Raw genomic sequence first — 18,905 nt, 5'->3', positions numbered from 1 at the left:
AGCGCGCGCGAGAGGCGCCGTTGGATGTGGATTTGAGGAGGAGAGGCATATGACGAAGATCGCCTTTATCGGGCTTGGCAATATGGGCGGCCCGATGGCCGCCAATCTGGTGAAGGCGGGCCATGCGGTCACCGGCTTCGACCTTTCGGAGGCTTCGCGCAATGCGGCCGCGAAGACCGGCGTTTCGATTGCTGGATCGATTTCCCAGGCGGTCCGCGAGACCGAATGCGTCATCACCATGCTGCCGGCGAGTTCACATGTTCTCTACGTCTGGGACGAGTTGCTCGGATTTGTCGATCCCGGCACGCTGCTCATCGACAGCTCGACCATCGATGTCGAAAGCGCGCGCAAGGTCCATGGTTTCGCCGACAATGCCGGCTGCCCCTCGCTCGACGCGCCCGTGTCCGGCGGCACCGCGGGAGCGGCGGCCGGCACGCTCACTTTCATGGTCGGCGGCAGCGAGGGGGCATTTTCTCGCGGCAAGCACATACTGGAAGCGATGGGCAAGAGGATCGTTCACTGCGGCGATGCCGGTGCCGGCCAAGCGGCGAAGATCTGCAACAACATGATTCTTGGCGTTTCCATGGCAGCCGTATGCGAAGCCTTCGTGCTCGCCGAACGGCTGGGCCTCTCGCATCAGGCGCTTTTCGACGTCGCCTCCACCTCATCCGGTCAATGCTGGTCGCTGACAACCTACTGCCCGGTACCTGGTCCCGTTCCGACTTCGCCAGCCAATAGCGGTTACAAGCCCGGGTTTACGGCAAGCCTGATGCTCAAGGATCTAAAGCTTGCGCAGCAGGCTGCGAGCGCGAGCGGTGCAACGACGCCAATGGGCGCGCAGGCTGCTCAGCTCTACAGCCTCTTCGAGAAGCTAGGTCACGGCGGCGAGGATTTCTCCGCCCTCATCCGTCTGCTGCGTGGCAAAGAGGAGGGGAAGGCCGGATAACGGCCTTACATCTGCACGGTCATGCCGCCGTCGACAGTCAGGGTGATGCCGTTGACGAAGCTTGCTGCCGGCGAGGCAAGGAAAACGGCAGCCGGGGCGATCTCTTCCGGTCGCCCCCAACGTTTCAGCGGGATACGGACATCGACAAAGGCTTGGAGCGCCGTATCCGATGCCAAGGCTGCGTTTGTCTCGGTTGCGAACCAGCCCGGGGCGATGGCGTTGACCGTCAGATTGTCGGCGCCGAGCTCGACCGCAAGTGAACGCGTCAGCGCCGAAAGCCCGCCCTTGGCTGCCGTATAGGCAGGGTCGCCGGCCCGCGCCGCAAAAGCGGCGATCGACGTCACGAAGATCAATCGTCCCGCCGCGGAACGTTGGAGATAGGGAAGTGCAGCCTTTGCCACGGCATAGGCCGCGGTAAGATCGGTGTTGAGCAGCGTTGCGAACTCATGCGGCTCCATCGCCTCCGTGCCGCGCCGATCCCGCTCGCCGACCGCGTGGATCAGAATGTCGAGTTGGCCGGTTTTCTCGGTTGCGCCGGCAAGGATGATTTCGATATCCCGCGTGATATCGCCCGGAGCGATTCCGACGGCGATGCCATCGTCGGCAAGCTGCGTGCGCGCATTCTCGAGTCCTTGCCGGTTGCGACCATTGATCACCGTCCACGCGCCGGCTTTCGCCAGCGCCCTTGCCATTTCGAGGCCGAGCCCACGTCCGCCGCCCGTGACCAGCGCTGTCTTGCCGCTGAGATCAAACATCGGTTTCCCTCGTTCGCCGCTTGAGCCTCGAGTGGCCCATCATCTCCACTGCATGGTTCGTCAAATCGGAAGCGATTTGAGGATAGGATCATCATGTGGCAGTTCAAATTGTTACAGCGACCGTCGCGCGTCTGAAAGGACGCACGGCGCTGCAACGGAGAGAGATTCGCAGCGAACGGCGCTCTCCGCAACCTATCGGGACGAGTTCTTGCAACTTTCAGGATGGTCGGCGGAGGTGAAGGCCAGCCGCTGCAGCCGCAAGGGCTGGCTCTCACAATCTGCGCTGGTTTACTTCATCGTATAGACGTCGATGGTGAAGTACCTGTCGTTGATCTTCTTGTAGGTGCCGTCGGCGCGGATCTCTTCAAACGCCTTGTTCAGCTTTTCACGCAGGTCGCTGTCCTCCTGACGGACCGCGATGCCAACCCCGTCGCCAACGAATTTCTTATCGGTGATCGGCTCTCCGACGAGCTCGCAGCAGTCCTTGCCATCGTCGTTCTTCGTGATCCAGTCGAGCATCGGCAGCATGTCGCCGACCTGCAGATCCAGGCGGCCATTCGCCATGTCGAGATTGGCCTCGTCTTGGGTCGGGTAGAGTTTTATCTCCGCGTCCGGATAGACGGCGGCGATGTAGTCGGCCTGGGTCGTGCCGGACTGCGCGCCGATCACCTTGCCCTTGAGGGTCGCATTGCTGAAATCCGTCAGGCCGGCGCCTTTGGGTGCGACATGCGTCATCGCGGCGAGGTAATAGGGGTTGGTGAAAGCCACCTGCTTCTTGCGCTCCTCGGTGATGAACATCGAGGCAATGATCAGGTCGTATTTCTTCGCAAGCAGGCCGGGAATGATGCCGTCCCAGTCCTGGGCCACGACTTCGCATTCGACCTTCATCCGCTTACATAGCGCTAGGCCGATTTCGACGTCGAAGCCGCCGATCTTGCCGGTCGAGTCAACGAAGTTGAAGGGCGGGTAAGCGCCTTCGGTGCCGATTCTTAATTTTTCCGCGGCCTGCGCCGTCGATGCGACAAGCGCGGCGCAGACGAATGCCAGTTGCAGAACCCGGTTTCTCATGTTCGTTCCCCTGTGCTGCGCCATTTTATGGCGCTTCAGCGAAACTCTATGCCGGGACCGCACATAAGCGAAATAGATAGGGGCGATGTTCGATATTGCCTCCGTTGATGCCGCGCCGTATTTGAATCGGCCGTGGCGGCGCAATACTCGATCTTATATCCGTCGGGACCGGTGCGACGAAGAACGCGCGCGAGCAATGCTCGGTCCCGGTTGAACGTGGCTTTTCCGGCCATCTCCATTAAAACGGCTTTACATCGGCGGCGCCGTTTGGTTTGTCAGGTGCAGTCATTCGTCACGATCGCTTGGAGGAGCAGAATGAAGTTGTTGCGTTACGGCCCCGAAGGGGCGGAGAAGCCGGGCATATTGGACGGCGACGGCAGAATTCGCGATCTCTCCGGCGTCATCGCCGATGTTGCCGGTGCCGCAATTGCCGACTTCGGCTGGGCGAACGGGCTCGACCTGGAAAACCTGCCGCTGGTCGACGGGACGCCGCGGCTCGGCGCCTGCGTTGCCGGCACGGGCAAGTTCATCTGCATCGGTCTGAACTATGCCGACCACGCTGCCGAATCCGGCCTGCCCGTTCCGCCCGAGCCGGTGGTTTTCATGAAGGCGACCTCGGCGATCGTCGGCCCGAACGACAACATCCTCATTCCGCGCGGTTCGGTTGCGACCGACTGGGAGGTCGAACTCGGCATCGTCATCGGCAAAACGGCGAAGTACGTATCGAAGGAAGAGGCGCTCGGACACGTCGCCGGCTACTGCGTCATCAACGATGTTTCGGAGCGCGACTTTCAGACGAAGCGATCTGGGCAATGGACCAAAGGCAAGTCCTGCGATTCCTTCGGCCCGACCGGCCCATGGCTCGTGACCCGCGACGAGATCGCCAATCCGCAGAATCTGAGGATGTGGCTGACGGTCAATGGCGAAACCAAGCAGGACGGGTCGACCGAGACCATGGTCTACGGCGTCGCCTATCTCGTAAGCTATCTTTCGCAGTTCATGACATTGCATCCGGGCGACATCATCTCGACCGGCACGCCTCCAGGCGTCGGGATGGGCTTCAAGCCTCCACAGTACCTGAAAGCCGGCGACGTGGTCGAACTCGGCATCGAAGGCCTCGGCATGCAGAAGCAGAAGGTCGTCGCAGACCTTTGAACCTGGTGATCTAACGGAGCGAGGGAATTGATCCCGGCCGCTCATCGGGAATCGCCTCTCACCCTAGCCCTCTCCCCGCCGGCGGGGAGAGGGACTTTGAACTTTGCCGCACGCGTGTCCCTCGCCACGTTCACGGGTGGGAGGCAGTTTCATCGCCGCCTAGACTTTGAGCCGTCCTTGCCGTTTGAGCTGCTGCTCGCGGAAGAAGATGAAAAGGCCGGACGCGACGATAAGCCCCGCGCCCAGCACCATCGAGAGGCGCGGCGTGTCGCCGAAAATCAGCCAGCCGAAGATGATCGCCCAGAAGAGAAGCGTATATTGCAGCGGCGCGACCGTCGCGGTCTCGGCGAGCTTCAGCGCTCGATTGACGAGCACATGAGCGAGCATGGCGACAACCCCGAGCAGGCCGAGCAGTGCCGTGTCGAGCGGCTTCAGCGGCGTCCAGTCGAAGGGCGCCCATGCGAGACCGGCGAGCGCAGCGCCGACGATCTGCCAGAAGGCCAGCGTCGTATCGGGCGTGCCGCGCAACGAACGTCCAGAAATCATCATGAACGCGAAGAACATGCTGCCGAGAACCGAGATGAGCGCGGGAAGCGTGAGCGCTTGCGACGAGGGTTCGAGCGCGATTACGACGCCGGCGAAGCCTGTGGCGATCGCCGTCCAGCGCCGCCAGCCGACATGTTCTTTCAGCACGAACGGCGAAACGGCCGCGACGTAGATCGGGGCAGCCAGCCAGTAGGTCATGACATCGGCGAGCGGCAGGTAGACCACGGCGAAATAGAAGGCGAAAACCTCCGCCGTCGAGGCGACGACGCGAGCAAGCTGAAGGCCGGGCCGCTCGATTGCGATCAGCTTCCGGGGGCCGTTGATCCAGAGGAAAGGCGCCAGCAGAATGGCAGCGGCGAGGCTGCGGATCAGCACCACTTGGCCGACCGAATAGGTCGCTACCAGCCACTTGCCCATGACGTCGTTCAGCGAAAACATCAGCATGCCGAGGAGCATGATCAAGACACCGGCGCGGGCGGTGCCGGCCGCGTGCGCGATCGGGGCGGGGGCAGTATCGACGGTCATGGGGCGCACCTTCCTTTATCGCGCCGCACGTCTGTTGGACGGGCAAACGTTGGCGGTATCACTTGAATTATCCAGTAGCATGGGAGGGGCCTCTCTCCCGCATCTCGCTTCATCGTCAGTCGATCACGGTGACGACTGGTTGTTACCATCCAAGCTCATCGCGATCTTGCGCCAGCCATTCGCATATTCCAGCGGCGCAATCCATGCACCGTTTTTGATCAAATCATCATCATTGCGAATGGGCGGCCCGGCCCTACGTCGGCCGATCGGGCTGCTGAATCGGCCGAGCGCGATGGCACAAAGAGGTCTCGCGTAGGTGACGCGTGAATGCGCGCTTTGATTATGGGCAGAGCGGCAGCGAGCTGATTCCGACTTCCGGCGTTATTTCTATCCGGCCAAGCGTATATCGGTGGCCAGCACCTCTTCGTAGAGCTCTGCATATGTCGCCGCACTGCGGTGCCACGAGCAGTCCGTCTTCATGCCTTGTCTGCGCAGGCGCTCCCAAACACGGTGGCGCCGGAAAAGCTTGAAGGCTCGACGCAGCGCGTGACGCAGTCCGCTCGCATCGCCAGGTGAAAACTGAATTCCGGTCGCAGCATGCGCATGAAGGGCGGCTTCATTGGCATCGATGATCGTTTCCGACAGTCCGCCGGTTCGCGCGACGATGGGCACGCAGCCATAGCGCAATGCATAGAGCTGCGTCAGGCCGCAGGGTTCGAAGCGCGAGGGAACGAGCATCGCATCGGCACCGGCATGAATGCGGTGAGCGAGCGGTTCGTCGTAGCCGATCTTCACCGCGACGCTTTGCGGGAAGCGCCGTGCCACCTCCATGAAAGCGTGCTCTATGTCGGGCTCGCCTTGCCCGAGCACAATCAGTTTGCCGCCGCCCGCGACGATCTCGTCGGCCGTGCCCGCCAGAAGATCCATGCCCTTTTGCCACGTCAGCCTGTTGACGCTGGCGAAAACCGGCCCGCTCGTGTTCGGCAGACCGACGAGATCGAGCAGCGCGCATCTGTTCAGCAAGCGGCGCATTGGCGTTCTCGCCGAATAATGGTGGTCGATGTGAGGATCCGTCGAAGGATCCCAAACTTCCATGTCTATGCCGTTGACGATACCGACGATGTCGTCGTGGCGTGCATTCATCAGGCCTTCAAGGCCCATTCCGAAGGCCGGCGTCATGATTTCCCGCGCGTAGGTGGGACTGACGACCGTGATAACGTCCGCCGCCTGCAAGCCGCCCTTGAGGTAGCCAATGTCGCCGTAATATTCCACGCCATCGATCGAATAGGCTTCGTCCGGAAGCCCGAGCTCGGAAAAATGGTGGGCTGCGAATTGCCCCTGGAAAGCTAGGTTGTGCACCGTCAGAATCCGGGGAATTGCAGGCCTGGAAGAGAACTTGAGATAAACCAGGCTCAACGCCGAGTGCCAGTCATGAGCATGGATGATATCCGGCCGCCAGTTGGGTATCAAACCGTGGGCGATTTGCGAGGCCGCGAAGGCGAAGGCCGCAAAACGCTTCCAGTTATCCGGAAAGTCGTGTCCGTGCCCGTCGGTATAGGGGCCTCCCGGCCTGTTGAAGAAGCCGGGCGCATCGAGCACGAAGAGATCCAATCCGGCGGCCTGTCCTGCCACGATGGTGGCGGGCTCTCCGAACAGGGAATCATACCGCGCGATCGGCGAGGTCTCACCAAGCGCCTCCATCACACCCGGATATCCCGGAACGATACTATGCGTCTGAATGCCATAGGATTTGAGCGCCTTGGGCAGCGATCCGGTAACGTCCGCGAGACCGCCGGTCTTCACCAGAGGATAAATCTCGGCCGCAACGGATAAAATATTCATTGATCATGTTCCGGAGATTAAGTTGATTGCTGAGGACCGCTTGATGCCGGCCTGCCACCCTTCAACACGATCATGACCCTCAAAGTTCCGGGCTCATAGCGAAATTTTGAGGAGGTGCCACCTACGCTCGAGTATGTCGCGGTCGCAGTGACGCCGGATCGAAGACAAAGCCGGAAAGGGGTTGCCGCCTTAGGGGTTTTAGAACAGTCAGCATCAACGCTCCCACGTCCAGTTGCGGATCTCGGGCATGTCCTCGCCGTGTTCGCGCACGTAGCGGCCATGCTCGTCGAGCTTGGCCCGGAGCGCTTCGACGACGTGCGCCGCCTTCAGTCCGGAAACGCGCCTGATGGCTTCGATCGCCAGATGGTAACGGTCGAGTTCGTTGAGCACCGTCATGTCGAAGGGCGTGGTCGTCGTTCCCTCCTCGATGAAGCCGCGCACATGGAAGTTCTCGTGATTGGTGCGCTTGTAGGTCAGCCGATGGATTAGGTATGGGTAGCCGTGATAGGCGAAGACGACCGGGCGATCGACGGTGAAAATCCGGTCGAAGGCTTCGTCCGTTAGGCCATGAGGGTGCTGCTCGCGCGATTGCAGCGCCAAAAGGTCCACGACATTGACGACGCGGACTTTCAGATCGGGAATGTGCGTGCGCAGCAGATCGACGGCGGCAAGCGTTTCCATGGTCGGAACATCGCCCGCGCAGGCCATGACCACATCCGGCCCGGTCGAGCCGTCTTTGTTGCCCGCCCATTTCCAGATGCCGATGCCCTCTTGGCAATGCTGGACGGCTTCTTCCATGCTGAGCCATTGCGGTTCCCGCTGCTTGCCGGCAACGATCACGTTGACCCGGTCATAGGTTCTCAGGCAATGATCCGCCACCCATAGCAAGCTGTTGGCATCCGGGGGCAGGTAGATGCGGACGATATCGGCCTTTTTGTTGGCGACGAGGTCGATGAAGCCCGGATCTTGATGACTGAAGCCGTTGTGATCCTGCCGCCAGACATGCGAGGTCAGTAGATAGTTCAGCGACGAAATCGGTTTTCGCCAAGGCAGTTCGCGCGAGACCTTCAGCCATTTCGCATGCTGGTTGAACATGGAGTCGACGATATGGATGAACGCCTCGTAGCAGGAAAAGAAACCATGCCGTCCGGTGAGCAGATAGCCTTCCAGCCATCCCTGGCAGAGGTGCTCGCTCAGAATCTCCATCACACGGCCCGTCGGCGAAAGCTGCACGTCATAAGGACGGATTTCCGCCATCCACGTCCGATCCGTCACCTCGAAAACGCTGCTGAGCCGGTTCGATTCCGTTTCGTCCGGGCCGAAGATGCGGAAGTTTGCCTGTGCCTGGTTGAGAGAAAGCGTATCGCGCAGATAATGCCCGAGGATCTTGGTCGATTGCTCCATCGTCGCCCCGGGCCTCGGGACCGCCACCGCATAGCGGCCGATATCCGGCGCTATGAGTTCGCGTCGCCGCAGGCCGCCGTTCGCATGCGGGTTCGCGCCCATACGTCGTGCGCCCGAGGGCGCAAGCGCCCGCAGCTCGGGCTCCAGTCGGCCGTCGGCATCGAACAGCTTCTCCGGCTCATAGCTCCGCATCCACTCTTCCAGGATCTTCAGATGGTTTGCGTCCTCGCGGCAATTGGCGACCGGCACCTGGTGCGCGCGCCAGAAATTCTCGACCATCTGGCCGTCGACCTGCTTCGGCCCGGTCCAGCCCTTGGGGCTTCTGAGAATGATCATCGGCCAGTGCGGGCAGGCGTTCTCGGTTTCGCCGTTTCGCCATCGCCGCTGGACAGCGCCAATTCCGTCGAGCGCCCGCTCGAGCGTTGACGCCATCTGCCTGTGCATGTCCCTGGGCTCGCTGCCCTCGACGAAGAGCGGCTCGTAGCCATGGCCCATGAAAAGGCTTCTGAGGTCGGCATCGCCCATGCGCGCAAGCACCGTCGGACCGGCGATCTTGTAGCCGTTTAGATGCAGGATCGGCAGGACGGCGCCGTCCCGCGCGGGGTTTAAAAACTTGTTCGAATGCCAGCTTGCCGCCAATGGACCGGTCTCGGCTTCGCCGTCGCCGACGACGCAGGCGACGATGAGATCGGGGTTGTCAAATGCGGCACCGAACGCGTGCGTGAGTGCATAGCCGAGCTCGCCGCCCTCGTGGATCGAGCCGGGCGTTTCCGGCGCTGCATGGCTCGGAATGCCTCCCGGAAAGGAGAACTGGCGAAAGAGCTTCCGCATGCCCGCGAGATCCTCGGTCACGTCGGGATATATCTCGCTGTAGGAACCTTCGAGATAGGTGTTGGCGACCATGCCGGGTCCACCATGGCCAGGCCCGCAGATATAGATCACATCGAGATCGCGGGCACGGATGACCCTGTTGAGGTGCGCATAGATGAAATTGAGCCCCGGCGTCGTGCCCCAGTGGCCGAGCAGGCGCGGCTTAATGTGCTCCGGCTTCAAAGGCTCGCGCAGTAACGGATTGTCGAGAAGATAGATCTGCCCGACGGAGAGATAGTTCGCGGCGCGCCAATAGCGGTCGAGGAGGCTGAGTTCGGCGTCGTCGAACGCGTGCTTTTCCGCTGTCGAAGAAGATTTCCGCATCTGACCTCTCCCTGGTTGATCTGTTGGCGCCCGGGCCGAGCCATTCCTGACTGCTTGTCTCTTTGCTCGGAATGACATCGATCATATCTCTTCGATCAGGACTGACAGCGCTTCCTCCGCGATGACCTGTTCCTCGTCCGTGGGGATGACGAAGGCCGCGACACGGCTCTCGGGGCGGCTGATGAGACGTGCATTGGCGGCGTTGGCCGGTTCGTCGATCAGTAGCCCCATCCAATTCAGCCGTTTGGCGACGGCGGCACGGATTTGTGGCTGGTGCTCGCCGATACCTCCGGTGAAGACGACTGCATCGAGGCCGCCGAGCGTCATGCTCAGGCGGCCGATCTCGCCGGCGATGCGCAGCACGAACAAATCGATGGCTTGCCGAGCTTCCGGTCCACCGTCCGAGAGCAGCTCGCGCGTGTCGGCGCTGATGGCGGAAACGCCGAGCAGTCCGCTCTGATGATAGAGCATGTCTTCGACGTCCTTGAGGCTTTGCCGCCGCTCGCCAATCAGATGCAGCACGACGCCCGGATCGAGCCAGCCGGGGCGGGTCGCCATCGGAACCCCGTCAAGCGTCGAGAATCCCATGCTGCAGTCGCGGCTGACGCCGTTTTCGAGTGCGCAGAGACTGGCGCCGCTGCCGAGATGGGCGGCCACGACCATGCCGGCCGCGACTTCTGGCGCTCGGCGGCGAAGCTCCGCGGCGATGAACTTGTACGAGAGGCCGTGGAATCCGTAGCGCTTGATCCCCTGATCGTGCAGGGCGCGCGGTATTGCCAGGCGCCGGACGAGGTCATCCTGGCTTGCATGAAAGGCGGTATCGAAGGAAGCCGTCTGCAGGAGGCTCGGCCGCAGATGCCGGACCGCGTGGACGAAGCGAAGCGCCTGGTTCTGGTGAAGCGGCGCCAAGGGAGCCAAAGCCGTAATGGCTTCGATGCGCTGATCGTCCAAAAGGGTCGGTGCGGTGAACACACCTCCGCCATGAACGACGCGGTGGCCGATGACATTGACAGCCTGCAGACGGAAATGCGCCGATAGTGTTTCGAAGACCTCATCAATGAGATCGTTCAGTGCTTCCACCTTGCTTTTCATTTGCCGCGTCAGTGCCAGCGGGCCTTCCACGAGGTGAAGGGTGGGCGGTTCGTCGTGCAGATCGATCAAGACCCTGCCAACCCTCGTGGCGGAAGGTGGAGAAACGAATTCCGCTCTTCCGTCTGTATTTCGCGCTGACCGGTCAATCTCGAAGAGCCCAAGCTTCAGTGTCGAGGAGCCGGCGTTGAAGGTGATTGCCATTTCCTTGCTTGTCATGGCTGCTAACTCCGGCTGGAGTGACGAATGATCTGGTGCGCCACCTGATCGATTTCATTCGCTATAAGGAAGGACGCCTGTTCGGCTCCTCCCGGAAAGTCCGAATCAGCAGGGCGAGAGAGCAAGGTTGAGGTCAGAATTTGTCTGCAACCGTGGAACCATTGTTGACCAAACGAGGTTTGATGATCGGATCGCACGGAGCGCATTTTTCTGATCTCACCTAGCCTAGGCTCCTCGGCGGTCACTCCTATGCTGGTTCGTCTTCTTAGCCTCGCTGCGGCGAGGCTTTTTTTGGACCTTTCACACCGGATGCCGGCCTTGGCGAGAATCTTCCGCAGCCAGGGAACTAGGCCGCGAAAGGCGAATGTCCAGGATATCATCCCCAATGATGACTTCGGGAACAGAAGCGCCGGCCTGAGGTTTTGCCGCTGTTGGCCGCATGATCCCGTTCGAGACCGAACAACTCTCAGAATGCCGAACACGGGTCGTGCACATCGTTCGATGTGGCCAGCATGAAAGGAGGCAGCTAATGACTTTCAGTTTGATCAGTCCCGCATTCGCCGACGGCCAGCCGATTCCCCAAAAATACACCCGTATCGGCGAGAATCTGTTCCCGCCGCTGAAGTGGACTGGCACGCCGGAAGGAACGCAGAGCTTTGCACTGGTCGTCGAGGATCCGGATGCCGTGAGCGGCTTGTTTCGCCATTGCGCCATCATCAACATTCCCGGCCACTGGACAGAGCTTCCGCAAGCCGTCGACACAGCGCCGGATCATAGCATCAAGTTCATCAAGAACGATTTCGGAAACGCCCGCTATGACGGGCCGCAGCCGCCGGCCGGAACCGGGGTGCACCATTATCGGTTCCGGCTTGCGGCCTTGGACGCCGGCAATCTCTCGATCCCGGAAGAGGTCGGCGCTGCGGAGGCCTGGAAGCGCGCGCGCAAGCATATGATCGACGAAGCGGTGATCGTCGGCACTTACGAGCGCTAAGCTCCTCGGCACCGCTTGGTCCGGCGGTGAAGGGAAGTCACGAATGGACGAGCGGTGCTCACACATTGCTCGTCTCGTTGGAAATTTTTGCGTTCCGGGAACTATCAGGTTCCGTGGCGGTTCGTGCCCGCGAGCCGGCATTGCCGATGCCCTCGACGAGGGAACGATCCAGCTCACCAACGCCAGGAGTGTCTCTTCCTTCGTCGAGGAACTCGGCAATCTTCGCGTTTGGGGGAGGGAACCTTCGGTAAAGTTGAAGTAGCTGGCGGCCGGCCTGCCAATCGCAACGGAGTAGACGATGCGGCCACCCGGAGAGAGAAAAGATCCCGGGCCGCGCCCGGCACGAAAGGCAGCGGCGCCAAAGGAAACGCTCGGCGTCCCCGGCACTTTTGTCCTGCCGATCAGTACCGCACCGATGGAAGCCCGCTCCGCCCAAGACCTTCCGGCTGATGGCGAATGGCAGTATGAGCCGAAGTGGGATGGATTTCGCTGCCTTGCCTTCAAATCCGGACAAAACGTCGATCTGAGAGCGAAATCGGGAAAGCCCCTCGGGCGTTTCTTCCCGGAAGTCATCGTCCTATTGCGGGATTTGGCCGCCGCACAATTTGTCGTCGACGGCGAATTGGTGATCGAGATCGGGGGGCGCCTGTCTTTCGACGCTCTACAAATGCGCTTGCATCCGGCGGCAAGCCGCGTCGAAAAACTCTCGAAGGAAACGCCTGCCCGTCTCATGCTGTTCGACATGCTCGTCGATACGGACGGCACCGTGCTAACGGGCGAACCACTTTCAGCCCGGCGGGTCGCGCTCGAAGCCTTTGCTGCGAAAGCGGCTCTTCCGGGACAACTCGAGCTTTCACCCTTTACCCGCGACCGTCGTGAGGCCGAGAAATGGCTGACTTCGTGGGAGCCAGGCGCCACGGACGGCGTCGTCGCGAAGCGGTGGGACGGCGCCTACGAGTGCGGAGAGCGGGCGATGGTCAAAGTCAAGCGCCTGAAGACCGCCGACTGTGTCGTTGGCGGCTTCCGTTACGAAAGCAATGGTGCCCAAGTCGGCTCGCTCTTGCTCGGCCTTTACGATAAGGACGGAACGCTCAACCATGTCGGATTCACCGCGACGATTTTCGATGAGGAGCGGACGGCTTTAACGCGCCGGCTGGAAGCGATACGCGAGCCGCCCGGTTTCACAGCTAAAGCCCCCGGTGGACCGAGCCGCTGGAGCACGGAACGGAGCGGTGAATGGGAGCCGGTCCGCCCTGAACTTGTCGTCGAGGTAAGATTCGACCACGTCAGCAACCGGCGCTTTCGCCACGGCACCAAGCTGATGCGATGGCGACCCGACAAAGACCCGCGCCAATGCACCTACGAGCAGATAGAGCCCTTCTGAGGCCACACATGGGTCTCGTGGCGTCTAGAGCGTCCCGCTTTCAAGCGGAACCGCTGGAATCGGACAAGATGCTCTAGAATCTAGAGTGCTAGAGCGTCCTTTGTGCGTTCACTTGAACGCACGGCGCTCTAGAATTTTCGACTTAGGAAAGGCGAGTTCGCCAGTCCAAAACGCCAGGGCTGTTCGACCGCCTTGCTGATGCCCACGCGGGTACCGGCGGAAATCGGCGGCCGGCCGGCAGGCAAGCGCAGACTGAAGGGCTTTTGCCAGAGAGGCAAACCGTCCTGCTCCTTGTTTACCGCCAGAGCCTGGCCGACGCGGCCGGGTCCGGAACACAGAAGCCTCTCCTGAATAACACCTCTCCGCTTCTGCATAGCCTCGATACCCCACTTCGGTTCAAGGGCGCGAATGAGCACGGCACTTCCGGGGAGGCAGACGAAATTCAGACACCAGTGAAGACCGTAGGAGAGGTAGATATAAGCATGGGCCGGTGAACCGAACATCGATCGATTGCGGTTCGTGGTCCCTGCGAAGCTGTGCGAGGCCGCGTCGTCAGGCAGATAGGCTTCGGTTTCAACGATAATGCCGCCAACGCCGGAGACCTCGAATTCCGCGCCGATCAGATCGGCGGCCACTTCAACGGCTTCGCGTGCAAAAAAACCTGCATTCCACGTCAATCGATGATCCCACGGTTCGGGTTGCCAACCTATGTAAGAGCTTTCGTGCGTGGCACCAATATCGTGACCAATCCGATCTGCCGATCGCCGACGAAAGCTTTCGGCGATGTTCGAAAAAATGGTAGCCTAGCGGCGGAAAACGAAAGACGGAAAGACGATGGCGCAAAGAGCGGGCAACGCGGATCTTCCGCTTCATGGTGGGCGGGTTCCGAAATGGCTCGGGGATCGCATGACACGGCTCGGTACCGTCATCACGGAAGCGATCGTTCAGCATTATGGCCGCGATGAGTTTCTGAGACGCCTGGCGCATCCGTTCTGGTTTCAGTCCTTCGGCGCCGTCATGGGGATGGACTGGCATTCATCGGGCATCACCACCAGCGTCATCGGGGCACTGAAGCGCGGCTTGACACCGCTTTCCGGTGAACTCGGCATTCACATTTGCGGCGGTCGCGGCCAACATTCCCGTAAGACGCCAGGCGAGCTGGTCCTGATCGGCGACCATGTAGGCTTCGACGGCAGCGCGCTGGCCGAGGCAAGCCGGCTCGTCGCAAAGGTCGACAGCGCCGCAGTGCAAGACGGCTTCGATCTCTATCTGCACGGCTTCATCGTCACCGACGACGCCAAGTGGGTGGTCGTGCAGCAGGGAATGAATGGCGATCGGCGGCAGGCGAGGCGCTATCATTGGCTATCGGAAGGGCTGACAAGCTTCATCGATTCCCCGCATGCGGCGATCGAAGGGAGAGATCAGGGCGAAATCATCAATCTCGCCGACCGGCGCGCCGCCGCCTCGCGGGCAGGGCAGCTCGATCTATTGAACTCACTCGGACCCGACCGTCTCATCGGCGAAGTCGCATCGATCGAATCTCGCGGCGCCGCCACGACCATGGCCGCGCAGCCGCTTCTGCCGCATCTTATCATGCCGACCCACCATGATGTCCGCGCAACCGACGTCAATCTGCGGCGACTGCACGGCAATTTCGCTGCCGCCGCCGACCGGGGACCTAAGGATTTCGAGGAGTTGCTCCTGGTGCCGGGCGTCGGTGCCCGAACGGTCAAAGCTTTGGCGTTGGTCGCCGAGGTAGTGCACGGCGCGCCATGCCGCTTCGCCGACCCCGCGCGCTTCTCGCTCGCCCACGGGGGCAAGGACCGGCATCCCTTCCCGGTGCCGCTGAAGGTCTACGACGAGACCATCAATGTCATGAAATCCGCCGTCAGAAACGGCAGATTGGGGCGAGACGAAGAACTCTCGGCGCTGAAGCGCCTCGACGACCAGTCTCGCCGGCTGGAGCGCTACGCAACCGGTCCGGATCTCAAGGAGATCGTAGCGGGCGAATTCAAGGACTCGGCGCAATTCGGCGGGCGCAGCGTCTTCGGCTGGGAGCCGAACCGCGAAGAAGACGGCAAGGCGGAGGTTGCACCGGTGCCGAACGGTCGAGCGCGGCGCTGACGGCCGCGGAACAATCATCGCAGCGCTGGATTAGAGGCCCAGGCAGTTACAACGATGGAGCTTCCGATGAGCGCTTCGAGAACCACGATCGACCATGATACAATCCGCAGTTGGGCGGAGGCTCGCAACGGCCGGCCGGCGCGCGTCAAAGGTGCATCGAATGGCGGTATCCTGCGCATTGACTTCGGCGAGCCTGAAGAGCGGCTGGAGGAGATTCCATGGGATGAGTTCTTTCGGATCTTCGAGGAAAGCAACCTGGCCTTCCTTCACCAGGAGCAAACCGAGGACGGAACAACCAGCCGCTTTTTCAAGTTCATCCACCGCCATTGAAAGCAGTCTCAGACCCGCCCTGCAATTGCGTCGGCTGCAGCCCCACGGAACTCGTCCGCTGGTAGCGAGTTTCCTCCTTGTCAGCATGAAAGGATTTCGCGGTGCTTATCATCAGAAAGCCGGACGCTGAGGAGGAGATTGAAAAGCGCGTCAAGACCGCCCCGGACCCAAGGCCGGAGGCGGCGAAAATCAGGAAGAAGCGCCCCGAGGATGAACGCGAGGACCTCAACCGACCCGACTCGCTCTTTTGGCGCGGAGTGTGGATGACCGTCTTTTAGCGCGCACGCCGGAAGTTCGTCGCTCACTCCTGAGCACCGTGCGTTCAAGTGAACGCACAAAGGACGCTCTAGTACTCTAGATTCTAGAGCATCTTGTCCGCTTCCAGCGGTTCCGCTTGAAGCGGGATGCTCTAGCGATCACCCTTCCCCGATTGCTCGATCTCCTGCAGCCGCGATTTCAGGCGCTGAATCTCATCCCGCTTCTCGGCGACCACATCCTTTGCCGTCTCGATCCTGTCGGCGCCAGGCACCGTTCCAACAGCGGTATGGGCCTCCGTCGCAATGGCATCGATCTCGGTTTCGAGCTGGGCGATGCGCTCGCGCAACTCTTCGAGCTCGTTCCGCACTCCCGATCGCGAGCGCTCCCATGCGTCGATCGGCTCATCGATACCCGGCGGATCGACCGGTCGCGCATCGTTCCCTTTTGATGACCGTGACTTTCCGTGTGTCTTCATAGGTTGATCTCCCGTAGCAGCTTCCAACTCCCGATCCCTGCTGATGTTCCGCTTGCACGGATGCTGTCTGCAAAGCTTTTTTCGCGCCGATCGGAACTTTCGGCTGCTGCGATCGTTTTAAAAAGCCGGAAGTGGGAGGCTTTTCCATGCATTCCGAAGAACACCTGCAACTTCATTTCGATCTGTTGAGCCGGCGGGCTCTGCTTTCGTGCGGTGACAAGGACTACGTGCTGCCGGATATTTATCCGACAAAGGAAATGGCGCGGGCCGCCGCACAAAAGTTCGCCTGGGAAACGCTCGGCTTGAGGGAGCGGGCCCGGGAATGCAGGCAGGCCTCCGATCTGCCTGTGTGGCTGCGCTGACCTCTGACTTTTTGGCGGCCTCGCCGGGTGGATTACCATGAGGTGGAGACTTCTTTCGAAAGAGGCGTCCGAGAAGATATTTCTTCTTGTCCTCGACCCCGGGGAGGAAGCCTTCACCGCCATCTCCGATTTCGCATCCGCAAACCACATATCCGCCGCTTCCCTCATCGCGATCGGTGCTTTCGAAAAAGCGGTCGTAGGTTGGTACGATTTCGACAAGCGCGACTATCGCCGTATTCCGGTCGAGGAACAATGCGAAGTGCTAAGTCTCATCGGTGATATTGCCTCGGGCGAGGACGGAAAGGCCAGTCTGCACGCCCATGTGGTATTGGGGCTTAGCGATGGAACCACGCGCGGCGGGCATTTTCTCGAAGGCACGGTGAAGCCAACGCTCGAAGTGACCCTGTCTGAAACGCCTGCCCATCTCCGGCGAAAACCCCGTCCGGATCTCGGAATAGCGTTGATCGACCCTTAAGCGTCAGCCTTGCGCGGAAGGCGCAGCGTGCTGCCAGGCCGTGACGACGGGACCTTCTTTGCCGAGGACAGGATCGAGGCGAGGCAGATCTACCGCAGCGATTGCGTCGCGGTCTGCGTTCGTTGCAGGGCCGCGCTGAACGTCGGGCTCTTGTCCGGGAGGATAGGCGCCGACGACCAGGAAATCGCCACTCGCGGCGATCCGGCGATGGCCGGTTCCAGCAGGCAGCACGATCACATCTCCGGCGAGGACCTCCAGCGCCCTGCCTTCGGGGCCGCCAATCAGAAGCTTTGCACTGCCCCTGGCGACAGCCAGAACTTCGTGTGCCTTGGTGTGGTAATGCTGGAAATCGAAGACGCCGTTTCGCCAGAGGCCTCCCCAGCCATTGGCACGAAAGAGCCGCTCGATAGCCGCCGCACCGTCATTCGCCAGATCGATCGCCTGATGATAGAAGAGGGCGGGCAGGCGCGGATTGTTCGGTATACGTTCGCTTTCGCCAAACATGAGCTCATCGATTTTCATCGGTCTCCTCCTTGCATTTCGAAACGGTCTTGCGGTCCCCTCATGAAGACGGGAACGATTTCCGTCTGCTTCCGTTGGAGATAGGTCCGAGCGCTCCGGGGAAAAGTGTCCCTGCTCGGTTTGATTATCGGAGTCGACCACGTTTCCGGTCTTGGATTGCTCGATCCGGGATTATCGCGGTCGAAGGGAGAAACGGCCATGAGCAAAAAGAGCAAACAGAAAAAGAAGTGGTCACAGGAGGTGACAGAGAAGAGCGATGCGCTGGACCTGGAGCCGGGAATTTTCAAATCGGAGGATCCGGAAAAAATCGCGCACTCGCTGAAGCAGTCGGCGGAGAGGAGCGATCGCCGCAAATCCAGTGCATTTCGCTCCGCCATGTCGATGCTGACGTTCTACATCAACAGGGCCGGTGCGGGATTGGCCCGAAAGCAGAGGGCGGTCCTCGAGAAAGCCAAGAACGAACTGCGAAAAGATTTCGGGCGCGAGCCGAAGTAAGTATTCAGCGAGGGGACGACCCATGCCTTACAAACTCTACTACTGGGACGGCATTCCCGGCCGCGGCGAATTCGTTCGTCTCGCGCTGGAGGAGGCCGGCGCGGATTATGTCGACGTCGCCCGCGAGCCAAAGGGCACAAGTGCGATGCTGAAGCTCATGGAGGATGCTGCTGGCGCAACCATTCCTTTCGCGCCGCCGTTTCTGATGGATGGCGAGCTCCTCATTTCCCATGTCGCCAACATCCTTTTTTATCTCGGCCCGAAGCTCGGGCTGGCGCCTGACGAAGAGGGGCTTCGCTTCGTCGCCAACGGCTTGCAACTGACGATCACGGACTTCGTCGCGGAGATCCATGACACGCACCACCCGATCGGCGTGTCGCTCTATTACGAGGAACAGAAGCCCGAATCTCTGCGGAGGTCGGCTGATTTCCTATCCGAGCGCCTTCCAAAGTTCCTCGGCTATTTCGAGCGCGTTCTTAACCAGAACCCGATGGGGCGCGGTCATGCCGTCGGCGGCCGGCCGAGCTATGTCGATCTTTCGCTCTTTCAGGTGATCGAAGGGCTCCGCTATTCGTTTCCAAGGGCGATGGATAGCTATGAAGCGCGCATCCCCGCATTGATCGCTCTGCACGATGCGGTTGCATCGCGACCGAGAATTCGCAAGTATCTCACGTCCGATCGGCGGCTTTCTTTCAACGAATCCTGTGTCTTCCGCCATTATCCGGAACTCGACCGGCAGTCTTGAA

General features: G+C 60.8%; 20 protein-coding genes. 11 read left to right on the top strand and 9 right to left on the bottom strand.

The features are described from left to right. Window positions 1–49: 49 nt before the first annotated feature. The gene (gene mmsB, locus PYH37_RS05905) at window positions 50–946 is read left to right on the top strand and encodes a 3-hydroxyisobutyrate dehydrogenase (protein ID WP_280730522.1); all 897 of its coding nucleotides are present in this window, start codon (window positions 50–52) and stop codon (window positions 944–946) included. 5 nt (window positions 947–951) lie between these two features. Here the strand turns inward: mmsB and PYH37_RS05900 are convergent, their stop codons facing one another. Next, on the bottom strand, window positions 952–1,701 hold the full coding sequence (locus PYH37_RS05900; protein WP_280730521.1) for an SDR family oxidoreductase: 750 nt from the start codon (window positions 1,699–1,701) through the stop codon (window positions 952–954). Window positions 1,702–1,989: 288 nt separating this feature from the next. Then, window positions 1,990–2,769 (bottom strand): ABC transporter substrate-binding protein, encoded by a 780-nt coding sequence (locus PYH37_RS05895; protein ID WP_280730520.1) that lies wholly within the window; start codon window positions 2,767–2,769, stop codon window positions 1,990–1,992. A gap of 315 nt (window positions 2,770–3,084) precedes the next feature. Here PYH37_RS05895 and PYH37_RS05890 point away from each other — a divergent pair, with 315 nt between their 5' ends. Continuing rightward, window positions 3,085–3,924, top strand: a complete 840-nt coding sequence (locus PYH37_RS05890) for a fumarylacetoacetate hydrolase family protein (protein WP_280730519.1) — start codon at window positions 3,085–3,087, stop codon at window positions 3,922–3,924. A 159-nt stretch (window positions 3,925–4,083) separates the two neighbouring features. Here PYH37_RS05890 and PYH37_RS05885 read toward each other — a convergent pair whose 3' ends face one another. The 4 genes from PYH37_RS05885 to PYH37_RS05870 form a co-directional block, all read right to left on the bottom strand. After that, window positions 4,084–4,995, bottom strand: coding sequence for a DMT family transporter (locus tag PYH37_RS05885; protein ID WP_280730518.1), 912 nt, complete (start codon window positions 4,993–4,995; stop codon window positions 4,084–4,086). 387 nt (window positions 4,996–5,382) lie between these two features. Further along, on the bottom strand, window positions 5,383–6,837 hold the full coding sequence (gene glgA, locus PYH37_RS05880; protein ID WP_280730517.1) for a glycogen synthase GlgA: 1,455 nt from the start codon (window positions 6,835–6,837) through the stop codon (window positions 5,383–5,385). A gap of 213 nt (window positions 6,838–7,050) precedes the next feature. Beyond that, window positions 7,051–9,435 (bottom strand): phosphoketolase family protein, encoded by a 2,385-nt coding sequence (locus PYH37_RS05875; RefSeq protein WP_280730516.1) that lies wholly within the window; start codon window positions 9,433–9,435, stop codon window positions 7,051–7,053. Between the two features lie 81 nt (window positions 9,436–9,516). Then, on the bottom strand, window positions 9,517–10,743 hold the full coding sequence (locus PYH37_RS05870; protein ID WP_280730515.1) for an acetate/propionate family kinase: 1,227 nt from the start codon (window positions 10,741–10,743) through the stop codon (window positions 9,517–9,519). A gap of 529 nt (window positions 10,744–11,272) precedes the next feature. Here PYH37_RS05870 and PYH37_RS05865 point away from each other — a divergent pair. Together PYH37_RS05865 and PYH37_RS05860 are read left to right on the top strand one after the other, a co-directional pair. Next, the gene (locus PYH37_RS05865; RefSeq protein ID WP_280730514.1) at window positions 11,273–11,734 is read left to right on the top strand and encodes a YbhB/YbcL family Raf kinase inhibitor-like protein; all 462 of its coding nucleotides are present in this window, start codon (window positions 11,273–11,275) and stop codon (window positions 11,732–11,734) included. A gap of 298 nt (window positions 11,735–12,032) precedes the next feature. After that, a complete protein-coding gene (locus PYH37_RS05860) occupies window positions 12,033–13,118 on the top strand; it encodes an ATP-dependent DNA ligase (RefSeq protein ID WP_280736674.1) in 1,086 nt (361 codons plus the stop codon). A 128-nt stretch (window positions 13,119–13,246) separates the two neighbouring features. Here the strand turns inward: PYH37_RS05860 and PYH37_RS05855 are convergent, their stop codons facing one another. After that, a complete protein-coding gene (locus PYH37_RS05855; RefSeq protein WP_280730513.1) occupies window positions 13,247–13,795 on the bottom strand; it encodes a DNA-3-methyladenine glycosylase in 549 nt (182 codons plus the stop codon). A 157-nt stretch (window positions 13,796–13,952) separates the two neighbouring features. Here PYH37_RS05855 and PYH37_RS05850 point away from each other — a divergent pair, with 157 nt between their 5' ends. From PYH37_RS05850 to PYH37_RS05840, 3 genes are all read left to right on the top strand, one after another. Next, window positions 13,953–15,242 carry a DUF763 domain-containing protein gene (locus PYH37_RS05850; protein ID WP_280730512.1) on the top strand — a complete coding sequence of 430 codons (1,290 nt, stop codon included), beginning with the start codon at window positions 13,953–13,955 and terminating at the stop codon, window positions 15,240–15,242. A gap of 66 nt (window positions 15,243–15,308) precedes the next feature. After that, window positions 15,309–15,572 (top strand): hypothetical protein, encoded by a 264-nt coding sequence (locus PYH37_RS05845; protein WP_280730511.1) that lies wholly within the window; start codon window positions 15,309–15,311, stop codon window positions 15,570–15,572. 101 nt (window positions 15,573–15,673) lie between these two features. Beyond that, on the top strand, window positions 15,674–15,850 hold the full coding sequence (locus tag PYH37_RS05840) for a hypothetical protein (protein WP_280730510.1): 177 nt from the start codon (window positions 15,674–15,676) through the stop codon (window positions 15,848–15,850). A 131-nt stretch (window positions 15,851–15,981) separates the two neighbouring features. Here the strand turns inward: PYH37_RS05840 and PYH37_RS05835 are convergent, their stop codons facing one another. Next, complete coding sequence (locus tag PYH37_RS05835) at window positions 15,982–16,305, bottom strand: hypothetical protein (RefSeq protein ID WP_280730509.1); 324 nt, start codon at window positions 16,303–16,305, stop codon at window positions 15,982–15,984. Between the two features lie 146 nt (window positions 16,306–16,451). Here PYH37_RS05835 and PYH37_RS05830 point away from each other — a divergent pair, with 146 nt between their 5' ends. Both PYH37_RS05830 and PYH37_RS05825 read left to right on the top strand, forming a co-directional pair. Continuing rightward, window positions 16,452–16,667 carry a hypothetical protein gene (locus PYH37_RS05830; RefSeq protein ID WP_280730508.1) on the top strand — a complete coding sequence of 72 codons (216 nt, stop codon included), beginning with the start codon at window positions 16,452–16,454 and terminating at the stop codon, window positions 16,665–16,667. Window positions 16,668–16,704: 37 nt separating this feature from the next. Next, the gene (locus PYH37_RS05825; protein ID WP_280730507.1) at window positions 16,705–17,142 is read left to right on the top strand and encodes a PPC domain-containing DNA-binding protein; all 438 of its coding nucleotides are present in this window, start codon (window positions 16,705–16,707) and stop codon (window positions 17,140–17,142) included. A 3-nt stretch (window positions 17,143–17,145) separates the two neighbouring features. On the opposite strand, the gene PYH37_RS05820 is transcribed toward PYH37_RS05825, so the two are convergent. Continuing rightward, entirely contained in the window at window positions 17,146–17,664 is a 519-nt protein-coding gene (locus PYH37_RS05820; protein WP_280730506.1) for a cupin domain-containing protein, read from the bottom strand. 198 nt (window positions 17,665–17,862) lie between these two features. Between PYH37_RS05820 and PYH37_RS05815 the strand changes: the two genes are divergently transcribed. Both PYH37_RS05815 and PYH37_RS05810 read left to right on the top strand, forming a co-directional pair. Further along, on the top strand, window positions 17,863–18,159 hold the full coding sequence (locus PYH37_RS05815) for a DUF3175 domain-containing protein (RefSeq protein ID WP_280730505.1): 297 nt from the start codon (window positions 17,863–17,865) through the stop codon (window positions 18,157–18,159). 22 nt (window positions 18,160–18,181) lie between these two features. Continuing rightward, entirely contained in the window at window positions 18,182–18,904 is a 723-nt protein-coding gene (locus PYH37_RS05810) for a glutathione S-transferase (protein ID WP_280730504.1), read from the top strand. The last annotated feature ends 1 nt before the right edge of the window (window position 18,905 follow it).

Origin of the sequence: Sinorhizobium numidicum (assembly GCF_029892045.1) — a bacterium.
GTDB lineage: Bacteria > Pseudomonadota > Alphaproteobacteria > Rhizobiales > Rhizobiaceae > Sinorhizobium > Sinorhizobium numidicum.
The sequence above is the reverse complement of the archived record's forward strand: the minus strand, read 5'-3'. Positions and strand labels throughout refer to the sequence as shown.